Source organism: Kribbella sp. NPDC051620, from assembly GCF_044453825.1.
Classification (GTDB): Bacteria; Actinomycetota; Actinomycetes; order Propionibacteriales; family Kribbellaceae; genus Kribbella.
In genome coordinates, this window is the sequence record NZ_JBITDB010000002.1 from 562,973 (window position 1) to 575,435 (window position 12,463).

Here is a 12,463-nt window from a genome sequence, read left to right on the forward strand (position 1 = left end):
TTAGGACTGCACGACGACCGGGATGATCATCGGCCGGCGACGGTGCGTGTCGCTGACCCACTTGCCGACCACGCGGCGGATCACCTGCTGCAACTGGTACATGTCGTCCACCCCGCTCCCGATCGCCTTCTCGATCTCCGCCTCGATCTTCGGCCGCAGCTCGTCGAAGACAGTGTCGTCCTCGGCGAACCCACGTGCCTGGATCTCCGGCCCGGCCATCAGTTTGCCGGTGACAGAGTCCATCACGGCGATCACCGAGATGAAACCCTCATCGCCGAGAATCCGCCGGTCCTTCAGCGAGGTCTCGGTGATGTCGCCCACGGTCGAGCCGTCGACGAAGACGTAGCCGCACTCGACCTTGCCCGCGACGACGGCGTTGCGGGCGATCAGATCGACCACCACCCCGTCCTCGACCACGACGACATTGGCCGCCGGTACGCCGGTCTGCCGGGCCAGCTCGGCGTTCGCGTGCAGGTGCCGGATCTCGCCGTGCACCGGCATCACGTTGCGCGGCTTCACGATGTTGTAGCAGTAGAGCAGCTCGCCCGCCGACGCGTGGCCGGACACGTGGACGAGCGCGTTGCCCTTGTGGATCACGTTCGCGCCATGCCGGGTCAGCCCGTTGATCACCCGGAAGACCGAGTTCTCGTTGCCCGGGATCAGCGACGACGCCAGTACGACGGTGTCGCCCGGCTGGATCTGGACGACGTGATGGTCGTTGGCCGCGATCCGCGACAACGCCGACATCGGCTCCCCCTGCGAACCGGTCGACACCAGCACGACCTGCTCGGGCGGGTAGTTCTCCAGCTCGCGCATGTCGATCAGCGTGTCGCCGGGCACGGTCAGGAAGCCCAGATCGCGGGCCACCGCCATGTTGCGGACCATCGAGCGACCGACGTACGCGACCTTGCGGCGATGCTTCACCGCCGCGTCCATCACCTGCTGCACGCGGTGCACGTGCGAGGCGAAGCAGGCGACGATGATCCGCTGCTTCGACGCCTTGCTGAAGACGCCGTCGAGCACCGGCGCGATGTCGCGCTCATGGGTGGTGAAGCCTGGTACCTCGGAGTTGGTCGAGTCGACCATGAACAGGTCGACGCCCTCCTCGCCGAGCCGGGCGAACGCGCGCAGGTCGGTGATCCGGTTGTCGAGCGGCAACTGGTCCATCTTGAAGTCGCCGGTGTGCAGCACCAGGCCGGCCGGCGTCCGGATCGCCACCGCGAGCGCGTCCGGGATCGAGTGGTTGACCGCGACGAACTCGCACTCGAACGGGCCGAACCGCACCGTCTCACCCTCGACGACGGTCTGCTGCGGCACGTTGCGGTGCCGGTGCTCCTTGAGCTTGCCCTCGAGCAGCGCCAGGGTCAGCTGCGAGCCGACCACCGGGATGTCGCCACGCTCGCGCAGCAGGTACGGCAGACCACCGATGTGGTCCTCGTGGCCGTGCGTCAGGACGACCGCCACGATGTCGTGCAAACGCTCCCGGATCGGCTGGAAGTCCGGGAGGATCAGGTCGACACCGGGCTGGTTCTCGTCCGGGAAGAGCACTCCGCAGTCGACGATCAGCAGCTTGCCGTCGTACTCGAAGACCGTCATGTTCCGGCCGACCTCACCGAGGCCGCCCAGCGGGATGACACGGAGAGCGCCGGGCGCGAGTGGTCCCGGCGCTTGCAGATCAGGGTGCGGGTGGCTCATGCAATCAGTCCTGCCGTCTTGAGATCGGTGGTGAGCCAGTCCACTTGCTCGCCGGTCGCCTCGACCAACGGCGCGCGCAGCGTCGCGTGCTCGATCACGCCGGCCAGCTTGAGGGCCGCCTTCACCATGATGGCGCCCTGCGTCCTCGTCATGATCGCCTCGACGGCCGGAACCAGCTGCCGGTCGATGCGTCGCGCGGTCTCGAGGTCACCGGCGACCACGGCATCGATCAACTGCCGGTACTGCGGGCTGGCGACATGCCCGACCACGCTCGCGATGCCCACGGCACCCATCGCCAGCCAGGCAAGGTTCAGCTCATCCGCACCGCAGTAGTAGTAGAGGTCCGAATTGGCCAGGACCTTCGTCGTGGCAGCCACATCGCCCTTGGCGTCCTTCACCGCGACGATCCGCGGGTGCTCGGCCAGCGCGAGCAGCGTCTCGGTGGTGATCGGCACACCGGCCCGGCCGGGGATGTCGTACGCCATCACCGGCAGCCCAGTGGCGTCGGCGACAGCCTTGAAGTGCAGCTTGATGCCCTCTTGCGGAGGCTTGTTGTAGTACGGCGTCACCACGAGCAGGCCGTGCGCGCCGGCGGCCTCGGCTGCCTTGGCGGACTCCACGCTGTGGGCGGTGTTGTTGGAACCGACCCCGCTGATCACCTTCGCGCGATCGCCGACCGCCTCGAGGGTGGCGCGGATGATCAGCACCTTCTCCTCGTCGCTGGTGGTCGGCGCCTCGCCGGTGGTGCCGTTGACGATCAGGGAATCGTTGCCCTCGTCGACCAGCTTGCCGGCCACCTTCTGCGCCGCGTCGAGATCGAGCGAACCATCGGGCTTGAAGGGGGTGATCATCGCCGTGGTCAACCTTCCGAACGGAAGGGCCGTGACAGCGGTGTCTGCGGTAGAGGACATGGGGCTCAGATTACCGCTCCCAGCGCCTCAAGAAATGAGTAGGCCTGGTGGCTGTCCGCTCGGGGGTCCGGGCAGCCACCAGGCTCACTCGTCCTATCGCTGCAGCCTCCGCAGTCGTTACACCTTCCACCAAAAAAATCCGAAAAACTTCCTGCGAACACGCTCCGCACCCGGCCTCTTACTTTCTGTTCACTTTTCGCCCGATCAGACCCCTAACGACGAGCCACACTCACTCCCACCGCGTCGAAGACATCCACCAGGAACTGGATCGCGCCCGGCAGCAGCAAGACGCCGGCGACGACCAGTACCGGCACGATCAGCAGGTTCTCCACCCAGCCGCCGGTGCGGAAGCGCAACGGCCGCGGCAGCCGGATCTCGTACCAGGTCTCGCCACCGATCGGCAGCGGCCACAGCCACGGGCAGCCTGATCGCGTGAGACTGTCACCCAGGCAGTGCACGAACATGCCGACCGCGACGGCCACGCCGATCCACTTGCCGATCCCGTCCAGCCCCGAGTGCAGGTTGTGGACCGCCGACTCGCCCGGCAACCAGGTGCCCGCGATCGTCCAGGCGCCGGCGGCCAGTACCAACGTCACGACCCAGTCGCCGAGCGCATCAGCGGCCAGCAGCAACCCGACGAGCGCCACGGCCAGTACCGCGCGCCAGCCGCCCGCCGCGCCCGCACTCGAGGTCGCAAAGCCGAGCCCGATCGCAGCCGCCAGCGTATGACTGGCATGCCGGTGCTGCCCCGTGCTGTCCTCGTCGCGCGGGCCCTTCGTCAGCGAGTACAGCAAGCTCGAGAAGGCCCGCACCACATTGGACACGAACCCGGTGATCGGCCCGAGCAACCGGGACGCGCCGGCCCCCGGATGATCGAGGTCAGGCAGCAACGCGTACCCGGCCGTGGCAGCAGCGAACGGCACGACCTCCGCGATCGTCGTCAGCCCCACCAGCGGCGCGACCGCGAGCCCAGCGGCCCAACCGGACAACGCATGCGAACGCCCCATCACGGCGCCCCACCCCCATCAGTCGTGAGCTTCACATCCTTTCAGCGCCGACCGGCAGAAACCGGGAGCCACACGGGCCGTCAGCTTTCCGCCATGCCGGATTCCGCCAGCTCCGATCCACTGCCGACGCCGCGATCGCGCCCAATACTGAGGCCACCAATCCCCTCCACCGCCGTCCCGGCGAAGTCCTAGGAGAGCTATGAAGAAGTCCCTTGCAGGGCCGGCCATCCTGCTCACGCTCGTGCTGGCGGGCGGTCTGGCGACCAGCACCGCCCAGGCCTCGACCTCAACCGTGCAGTCCGTGGCGGCTACCCAGGCTGTGTCTCCCGAGCAGACCAGCGCGCTGGCAGCCAAGCTCAATGCGCTGCGGCCGACGGACGGATCGACTCTCGCCGCCCAGCTCAATGCTCAGGTGGCGATCGACGACGACCTGAGCGCCGCGGTCCTCCCCACCGCGTGCAACCCGTCCACGCCGGTCCGTGACTGGGCGGCGGCGCAGCGAGCCGACTGGACGGCCGCGGACCAGCAGTTCGCGGACGCCCTCAACAGCTTCCAGCCGCTGCTGTTCGACGCGCTGCTGTGGCCGCAGGATGCAGGCTCGACGTTCGGCCTCAACGGTGAGTTCAGCACCGACATCACCCACACCTTCCGCGACCTCGGCCGGTTCTGGGACATCGATGCGACCGGCATCCGGCTGGTCCCGATGAAGGGCACCATGCTGACCGACCCGGCGCGGATGTACCGGCTGTTCCACGTCGTCTACGGCCTGAACGACGCCATCTCGACTGCGCTGGCCACCGAGGTGGTGACCACGGTGAACCAGCCGAAGTTCGACTACGGCAACCACCCGTTCTTCAGCTTCAACGCCTTCGCCTACCCGGGCGCGGTCATTCCCGGCTTCGTCATCCCGAAGATGATCGTGATGGGCGACGGGGTGCTCGAAGCCTTCAAGGCGATCGGCTACTCCGACGTCACCGCGCAGGCGATCCTGGCCCACGAGTACGGGCACCAGGTCCAGTTCGCGGACAACCTGTTCACCACCGCGCTCACCGGGCCGGAGGCGACCCGGCGGGTCGAGCTGATGGCCGACTCGTTCGCCGCCTACTTCCTCACCCACGCCCGCGGCGATGCCCTGCAGTACAAGCGAATCCAGCAGTTCGACCAGGTGTTCTTCCAGCTCGGCGACTGCGGCTTCACCAACCCCGGCCATCACGGCACCCACACGCAGCGTCTGCGTGCGGTCGACTGGGGCTACAGCATCGTCCAGAGCGCCCCCAACCAGGGCCACATCCTGCCCAGCCGTACCTTCGCCGGCCTCTTCGAGACCCAACTGCCCATCATCGTCGCCTGACGATCCGGCGGGGCGGAAGATCCTTCCGCCCCGCCGCGGGTCAGCGGGCCGGCGGCCTGAACACGTACGGCACCTTGGTCTTGGCGGAGCGGGTTTCGGGGTGAGCGAACGGGACTGCGTCGGGCTTGCAGACCGTGCCCTTCGCGGGCAGAGCGCCGGTGAGCAGGTAGGCGCTCGCCTTGCTGTCCGCGCAGGATGACGAGAACAACGAGGTATGGCCCCAGCCGCTGACGCTGAGCAGCCGTGCGCTGCCGAGGATCTTCGACGTGCTGACCGCGTCCTCGTAGCGAGTCGCCGGGTCCCAGCGGTTGCCGATCACCAGCACCGGATTGGCAGAGCGCTTGGTGAACGGGCCGAGGTACCGGTCGGTGTCGTGTCCCGGCCAGCTCGCGCAGATGCTCGAACTCCAGATCCAGGCTCGACCGAAGTACGGCCACTTCTTGTCAGCCGCCTTGGCACTGCTGGCCCAGTACGACGCACTGGCCGGGTTCAGCGAGTCGCTGCACCACACGCCGTAGAAGCCTTCAGCACCTTGCTCGTATGCCGGTGCGGCGAGCGCCGCGCGTGCTGCCTTGACCTTGCTCGCCGACGCGGTCGCGAGCCCTTGGAGGTACTCGGCCAGGCTCGGGAAGCTGCCGGCGTTGTAGAGCGCGCCGAGCGTCTCGCTGACCATGTCGGCATACGTAACGACCTGGCCGTCGGAGAGCTTGATCGGGTGCTTGCGGAGCTTGGCCGCGAGTGCGTCGTACCGGGCCTTCGGGTTGCCGGCGCTGAACGCGCAGTTCGGACCGCCGGCGTCGCAGAGCCGGAGGAACTCCTGCAGCGTCTGGTAGGCGCCCTGCTCGCTCTCCAGGCGAGCGTCGACCGGCTTGCGGACCCACTCGAGGCCGCGGCCGGTGGCATCCGAGACCGGGTCGATGACGCCGTCGATGATGACCGCGCGGACCTTGTCCGGGAACAGGTTCGCGTAGACCGAGCCGATGTAGGTGCCGTACGAGTACCCGGCGTACGTCAACTTCTTGTCGCCGACCGCCTGCCGCAGCAGGTCCAGGTCCCGCGCGACGTCCGCGGTCGACATGTGGTTGATGATCGGCCCGGCGTACTTCTTGCAGGACTTGGCGTACGCACGGTCGAACCCGACCCAGGCCTTCTCCTCGGTCGCCGTCACCGGGAATTTGAAAGGCGCGGTCGCGGCATCGGCTTGGTCCTGCGTCTTGAAGCAGGTCAGCGGAGTACTGCCGGCGACGCCTCGGGGGTCGAAGCTGACCAGGTCGAACCGGGCGCGCACCTCATCGGAGTACAGGCTCTGACCGACGGCCTGGAGGAACCCGACGCCCGAACCACCCGGACCGCCCGGGTTGAGGAACAGCGAGCCGATCCGTCGCTTCGAGTCGGTCGCCTTGATCCGGCTGACCGCCAGCGAGATGGTCGCGCCGCGCGGGTTGTCGTAGTCCAGCGGCACCTTCGCCGTCGCGCACTGGTAGCCCGGCGCCGAGTCACACGCATGCCAAGCCAGCTTGGGCACCGGCACGCTCGGAGATGCAGATGCCGGTACCACGGTGAGCAGACCTGCGACGAGCGCGCCGGCCGTGGCGAGTGTCTTCCAACGTCGAGCCATCGATGAACCCCCAGTGAGCGGACCGCTACAGGTTTGGGATTCTGCCTCATCAATCGTCAGGCGTCGAAGTCGAGGGTTACTTTCTCGCTGGTCGGGTGGGACTGGCAGGTGAGCACGTAACCCGCCCGGATCTCGTCGGGCTCGAGCGCCCAGTTGGTGTCCATCCGAACGGTGCCGTCGACAACTTTTGCCCGGCAGGTCCCGCAAACTCCGCCCTTGCACGCAAAGGGCGCATCGGTCCGGACAGCCAGCGTCGCGTCGAGCACTGCCTTTCCGTGCTCACCCAACGGGAAGGTCGAGCGACGGCCGTCGAGGATCACCGTGACCTCGGCCGCCTCGGCATCCGTCGTGGTCTCCTCGACCCGGACCACCGGTGCTTCGTCGCCGACATGGAACAGCTCGGCATGGACGTCCTCGCGGGCCACGCCCTGGTCGATCAGCAGCTCCTGCGCGCCGACGACCATCGCGTACGGACCGCAGAGGAACCACTCGTCGACGGACTTCACCGGCAGGATCGTGTCGATCATCCGGCCCAGCCGGTCCTTGTCGATCCGCCCGCTGAACAGCTCGACATCGGTCGACTCCCGCGACAGCACGTGCACCAGGTGCAGGCGTTCGGCGTACCGGTCCTTGAGGTCGGCCAAGTCGTCCGCGAACATCACCGAGCCGGCCGTGCGGTTGCCGTAGACCAGCGTGACGCGACTCTGCGGCTCGACCTGCAGGATGGTCGCGACCAGCGAGATCACCGGGGTGATCCCGCTGCCCGCGGCGATGAACGCGTAGTGCTTGGCGTGGGCGGGATCGAGCGGCGTGCCGAACCGGCCGAGTGGCGTCATCACGTCGATCGTGTCGCCGACCTTGAGCGCGGTCGACGCGAACGACGAGAAGTCGCCGCCGGGGATCCGCTTGACCGCGATCCGCAGTACGCCGGAACCGGCCGGCGAGCAGATCGAGTAGCTGCGCCGGACGTCGTCGCCGGTACGCCGTACCGTCAGGTGCTGTCCTGCGGCGAACTCATACTCCGCCGCGAGCTCAGCCGGTACGTCGAAGGTGATCGCCACCGAGTCGTCGGTGATCTCGTCGATCGCCTTGACGGTCAACGGATGGAAACTCGCTCTACGCCTGGTCATAGTCGTCATCGTTCAGATCGCCTTGAAGTGGTCGAAAGGCTCCCGGCAGGAGTTGCATCGCCAGAGCGACTTGCAGGAGGTGGACCCGAACCGGCTCAGCTCGGTCGTGTCGGGCGAGCCGCACAGCGGGCACCGGATGGTCAGGCTCAGCGACACCGGTCCCCCGACCGCACGACGGCCCGTCGGCGGCGCGATCCCGTACTCCGTCAGCTTGGCCTTGCCCTCGTCGCTCATCCAGTCCGTCGTCCACGCCGGCGAGAGCACCGTCTCGACGCGACCCTTCAAATGCAGCGAGTCCAGCGTGAGCTCGACCTCATGCTTGATCAGGTCCATCGCCGGGCAGCCGGAGTAGGTCGGGGTGATCGTCACGACCACCTCGTCGCCCTCGTGCCGGACGCCGCGCAGGACGCCGAGATCGGCGATCGTCAGCACCGGTACTTCGGGATCCGCGACCTCCCCGACTGCCTCGAAGATCGCGGTGTCCGTCACCATTTCGCTCCTGGATGCGAGCGGGCGACGTGCTGCATCTCTGCGAGCAGGTACCCGAAGTGTTCGGTGTGACGGCCCTCGCGACCGCCGCTGTGCTGGTACGACGAGGTCGGCCGCTCGCAGGTGGACGCATCGATCACCTCGTTGACCCGGCGCAGCCACTCCTCCTCCAGCGTCGACGGGTCGACAGCGACGTCAAGCCGCTGGACCAGGTCATCGGACGCGAACAACTCGGCCGTGTACGGCCACATCGCGTTGAGGCCGGCCTGCATCCGGCGGTGGCTCTCTTCAGTGCCGTCGCCCAGGCGTAGTACCCACTGGGTGGCGTGGTCGACGTGGTACGCGACCTCCTTCACCGCCTTGCCGGCTACCCCCGCGAGGGTCTCGTCGGTGGAACCGCGCAGTTCTTCGTACAGGAGGTGCTGGTAGGTGGCGAAGAAGAGCAGCTTGGCCATGCTCTGCGCGAAGTCGCCGTTCGGGAGTTCGGTGAGCTGGACGTTGAGGAAGTCGCGCTCGTCGCGGAAGTAGGCCAGGTCGTCCTCGGACCGCCCGGCGCCCTCGACCTCGCCGGCGTACTGCAGCAGTGACCGCGCCTGGCCGAGCTGGTCGAGTCCGATGTTGCCGAGGGCAACGTCTTCCTCGAGCTGCGGGGCGGCCGCGATCCACTCGGCGGTCCGCTGCGCCGCGATCAGCGCGTCGTCGCCAAGTCTCAATGTATAGGTGAAGAGGTCGCTCACAGGTGCTCGACGCCTTCCGGGACCTGGTAGAAGGTCGGGTGCCGGTAGACCTTGTCGGCGGCGGGGTCGAAGAACTCGTCCTTCTCATCCGGGCTCGACGCGGTGATGTCGGTGGCCGGCACAACCCAGATCGAGACACCCTCCTGGCGACGGGTGTAGACGTCGCGGGCGTTGCGCAGCGCCATCGTCGCGTCGGGCGCATGCAGGCTGCCGACGTGCACATGCGAGAGCCCGCGGCGGGACCGCACGAACACCTCCCACAGCGGCTCGACCGTCGGGCGCTGGGTGGTTCCGGTCGTCTCGCTCATGCTGCGCTCTCCTGCGTCTTGGCGGCCTGCTTCGCCGCATAGGCGGCCGCCGCCTCGCGGACCCAAGCGCCGTCTTCATGTGCCTTCACCCGGTGCGCGAGCCGCTCCTGATTACACGGACCGTTGCCCTTGACAACTTCGTACAGCTCGGTGAAGTCCGGCTGGGTGAAGCTGTAGTGCCCGGTCTCCTCGTCGTAGGTCAATCCGTCGTCAGGCACCCTGATACCGAGCACGTCCGCCTGCGGGACGGTCATGTCGACGAAGCGCTGCCGCAGCTCGTCGTTGCTGTGCCGCTTGATCCCCCACGCCATCGACTGCTCGGAGTGGGTCGAGCTGGCATCCGGCGGGCCGAACATCATCAGGCTCGGCCACCACCAGCGGTTCAGCGCATCCTGCGCCATCGCCTTCTGCGCGTCGGTGCCGTTGCACAGCGTGTGCAGGATCTCGAACCCCTGCCGCTGGTGGAACGACTCCTCCTTGCAGACCCGGACCATGGCCCGCGCGTACGGACCGTACGAGCAGCGGCACAGCGGCACCTGGTTGACGATCGCGGCGCCGTCGACCAGCCAGCCGATCGCGCCGATGTCGGCCCAGGTCAGCGTCGGGTAGTTGAAGATGCTGGAGTATTTCTGCCGGCCTTCGTGCAACAGGTCGAGCAGGTCGGCACGGTCCACGCCGAGGGTCTCGGCAGCGGCGTACAGGTAGAGGCCGTGGCCGGCCTCGTCCTGGACCTTCGCCATCAGGATCGCCTTGCGGCGCAGTGACGGCGCGCGGCTGATCCAGTTGCCCTCGGGCTGCATGCCGATGATCTCGGAGTGCGCGTGCTGCGCGATCTGCCGGATCAGGGTCTTGCGGTACCCCTCGGGCATCGCGTCGCGCGGCTCGATCCGGCCGTCGGCGTCGATCGTCGCCTGGAAGCTGTCCATGGTTCCGAGCATAGCCGACTTGTGACACTTTTTCTGCAGATCGCACGAGAAGTGTCACAAGCTGCTGCTTGGGGGTGCTAGCTCCACCTTCAGGTGTGGGCTCAGGCCACTGGGTTGGGGGCTTTTGCGGGATCAGGATTGTGGTCAACAGCTCAACCCATCCACAGTTTCTGAAAAGGGTGAATCCCGTGACGCAGCTCATCACCTCGCAGCCCCCGGTGACCGACCACCGGGGCCCGGTCACCAGCGCCGAGCGCGCGCTGGCGCCGGACCTGATCCGCGGCGCGATGCTGCTGCTGATCGGCCTGGCCAACGCCGCCAACTTCGCCTTCGCCGGCAGCCCCGGCCTGAACGGCACCCCGCACGGTCTCGAGCGGATCCTGAACTTCCTCAAGATCACCCTGGTCGATGCCCGGGCCTACCCGGTCTTCGCGGTGATGTTCGGCTACGGGCTGGTCCAGCTCGCCCGGCGCCAGCGCAACTCGGGGGCGTCCGCGGGCGGCGTACGGAAGATCCTGCTGAAGCGCAACGCCTGGCTGGTCGTCTTCGGCCTGGCCCACGCGACGCTCCTGTACTTCGGTGACTTCCTCGGCGCGTACGGCCTGGTCGGCATCATCTGCACGCTGCTGCTGCTGAACCGCGGCGACCGGTTCCACAAGATCGTTCTGTGGATCTGGGGTGCCCAGATCGTCTACGTGATCGTCACTGCCGTCATGGCCGCTCTCGCCGTCATCAACAGCTCGGGACCGGGCCAGGCCATGACGAACAGCCCGAACCCGTCGCTGGCCGCCACGAGCTACGGCTCCAGCCTGGTCCACCGGCTGCAGGAGTACCCGGCGCACACCGCCTTCGTACTCGGCTTCACCGTCATCGTCTGGCTCGGCATCTGGGCCGCCCGCAAGCAGATCCTGGAGAACCCGCTCGCTTTCAAGCCGCTACTGACCCGAGTGGCCGCGGTCGGCATGGGCATCACCGTCCTCGGCGGCCTGCCGCTCGCCTTGGTCGCCGCCGGCTGGCTGCACGTCGACGAGGCCGCGATCAGCAAGCTTTCTTTCCTGCACGACCTCAGCGGCCAGTTCGGCGGACCCGGCTACATCGCCCTCTTCGCGCTCCTGGTCGGCAAGCTCACCGCTGGTAGGCGGCCTGCCGAGCTGGGCCTGCCGGTCCAGGCGATCTCCGCTCTCGGCCAGCGCTCGATGAGCGGCTACCTGTTCCAGTCGGTCTCCTGGATGGTCCTGCTGGCGCCCTTCACCCTCAACCTGGGGCAGCGCTTTGGAAGTACCGGCTGGACCGCCTTCGGCGCGGCAGTACTGGTCTGGACGATCTCGGTGATCGCCGCCTACCAGATGAAGAAGCGCTCGTACCGGGGCCCGGCCGAGACCCTGCTCCGCAAGCTCGTCTACTGACCCCCTCCTGAAGCCGCCTCCGGCAGGACACCTACCCGACGGGTGTCCTGCCGGAGGCTTTCGTTCACCCCTTTGAAAGGATGTCGGCATGAACCACGACGACTTCGGCGTACCGGAACCGGAAAGCCTGACTTCGATGGGCACCACCGAGGACCCGATCGCCGAGTCAAGCGTCCGCCTGGCCCTACCCGCCGAGGCCGACGCCATCGGCGAGATCCAGGTAGCAGCCTGGCGACGCGCCTACGAGGGCCTGCTCCCCGCGGACGTCCTGGCCGACCTCAACCCCGCCCAGTTCGCCGCCCAGTGGCGCGCCGCCCTGATCGCCCCCGGCGAAGCCCGCAACCGCGTCCTGGTCGCCCTGGCCGGCCGCACCATCGTCGGCTTCGCCGCCATCACCGCCTCCGACGACCCAGACGCCGACCAACGCCACGACGCCCTCGTCGCCGAACTCGCAGTAGACCCCTCAGCCACCCGAGCCGGCCACGGCTCCCGCCTCCTGAACGCCGTCGTGGACACCATCCGAGCCGACAAATTCCAACGGGTAACCGTCTGGGTCAACACCACCGACGACGTCCTCCGAGCCTTCTACACAGACTCCGGCTGGGCCCCCGACGGCGCCACCCGAGAACTAGACCTCTACGGCGACGAATCAGTACGAGTCAAACAGGTCCGCCTACACACAGACCCGTCCGCCTCCGAGTAGCTGTTAAGGCCCACCCGCACTCGCTCGTCGAGCCCGGGTGTTGAGCCCACCCAAACCCCACGCCGGCCACCGCGTCGACCAACGCGACCCCAGTCGACACCCGGGCAGATGAGTTCGCCCCACCCGTACTCGCTCGTCGAGCCGGCGCATTGCCCCCACCCGACCACAAGCCACGCACCGCG

Annotated in this window: 12 protein-coding genes; 3 read left to right on the plus strand and 9 right to left on the minus strand. The window is 67.6% G+C overall.

Annotated elements, in window-relative coordinates:
- From ACIA12_RS09850 to ACIA12_RS09860, 3 genes are all read right to left on the minus strand, one after another.
- On the minus strand, positions 1–1,695 hold the full coding sequence (locus tag ACIA12_RS09850; protein WP_396366525.1) for a ribonuclease J: 1,695 nt from the start codon (positions 1,693–1,695) through the stop codon (positions 1–3).
- Positions 1,692–2,606, minus strand: a complete 915-nt coding sequence (gene dapA, locus ACIA12_RS09855) for a 4-hydroxy-tetrahydrodipicolinate synthase (RefSeq protein ID WP_396366526.1) — start codon at positions 2,604–2,606, stop codon at positions 1,692–1,694. The genes ACIA12_RS09850 and dapA overlap by 4 nt, the downstream gene beginning before the upstream one ends.
- A 212-nt stretch (positions 2,607–2,818) precedes the next feature.
- Positions 2,819–3,613 carry a metal-dependent hydrolase gene (locus ACIA12_RS09860; RefSeq protein WP_396366527.1) on the minus strand — a complete coding sequence of 265 codons (795 nt, stop codon included), beginning with the start codon at positions 3,611–3,613 and terminating at the stop codon, positions 2,819–2,821.
- A 199-nt stretch (positions 3,614–3,812) separates the two neighbouring features.
- Here ACIA12_RS09860 and ACIA12_RS09865 point away from each other — a divergent pair, with 199 nt between their 5' ends.
- Positions 3,813–4,964 (plus strand): hypothetical protein, encoded by a 1,152-nt coding sequence (locus tag ACIA12_RS09865; RefSeq protein ID WP_396366528.1) that lies wholly within the window; start codon positions 3,813–3,815, stop codon positions 4,962–4,964.
- Between the two features lie 40 nt (positions 4,965–5,004).
- Here the strand turns inward: ACIA12_RS09865 and ACIA12_RS09870 are convergent, their stop codons facing one another.
- The 6 genes from ACIA12_RS09870 to paaA are packed head-to-tail and all read right to left on the minus strand — an operon-like array spanning position 5,005 to position 10,172.
- A complete protein-coding gene (locus ACIA12_RS09870; protein ID WP_396366529.1) occupies positions 5,005–6,582 on the minus strand; it encodes an alpha/beta hydrolase in 1,578 nt (525 codons plus the stop codon).
- A gap of 56 nt (positions 6,583–6,638) precedes the next feature.
- Positions 6,639–7,712, minus strand: a complete 1,074-nt coding sequence (gene paaE, locus ACIA12_RS09875; protein ID WP_396366530.1) for a 1,2-phenylacetyl-CoA epoxidase subunit PaaE — start codon at positions 7,710–7,712, stop codon at positions 6,639–6,641.
- A gap of 12 nt (positions 7,713–7,724) precedes the next feature.
- A complete protein-coding gene (gene paaD / locus ACIA12_RS09880) occupies positions 7,725–8,204 on the minus strand; it encodes a 1,2-phenylacetyl-CoA epoxidase subunit PaaD (protein WP_396366531.1) in 480 nt (159 codons plus the stop codon).
- Positions 8,198–8,938, minus strand: coding sequence for a 1,2-phenylacetyl-CoA epoxidase subunit PaaC (paaC, locus tag ACIA12_RS09885; protein WP_396366532.1), 741 nt, complete (start codon positions 8,936–8,938; stop codon positions 8,198–8,200). The genes paaD and paaC overlap by 7 nt, the downstream gene beginning before the upstream one ends.
- Positions 8,935–9,246, minus strand: a complete 312-nt coding sequence (gene paaB / locus ACIA12_RS09890) for a 1,2-phenylacetyl-CoA epoxidase subunit PaaB (protein WP_396366533.1) — start codon at positions 9,244–9,246, stop codon at positions 8,935–8,937. Before paaB ends, paaC begins: the two co-directional genes overlap by 4 nt.
- On the minus strand, positions 9,243–10,172 hold the full coding sequence (gene paaA, locus ACIA12_RS09895; protein ID WP_396366534.1) for a 1,2-phenylacetyl-CoA epoxidase subunit PaaA: 930 nt from the start codon (positions 10,170–10,172) through the stop codon (positions 9,243–9,245). The genes paaB and paaA overlap by 4 nt, the downstream gene beginning before the upstream one ends.
- Before the next feature lie 188 nt (positions 10,173–10,360).
- Between paaA and ACIA12_RS09900 the strand changes: the two genes are divergently transcribed.
- Together ACIA12_RS09900 and ACIA12_RS09905 are read left to right on the plus strand one after the other, a co-directional pair.
- Positions 10,361–11,578: a DUF418 domain-containing protein gene (locus ACIA12_RS09900; protein WP_396366535.1), complete on the plus strand. Its 1,218-nt coding sequence runs from the start codon at positions 10,361–10,363 to the stop codon at positions 11,576–11,578.
- A gap of 88 nt (positions 11,579–11,666) precedes the next feature.
- Entirely contained in the window at positions 11,667–12,281 is a 615-nt protein-coding gene (locus ACIA12_RS09905; protein WP_396366536.1) for a GNAT family N-acetyltransferase, read from the plus strand.
- Positions 12,282–12,463 lie beyond the last annotated feature (182 nt).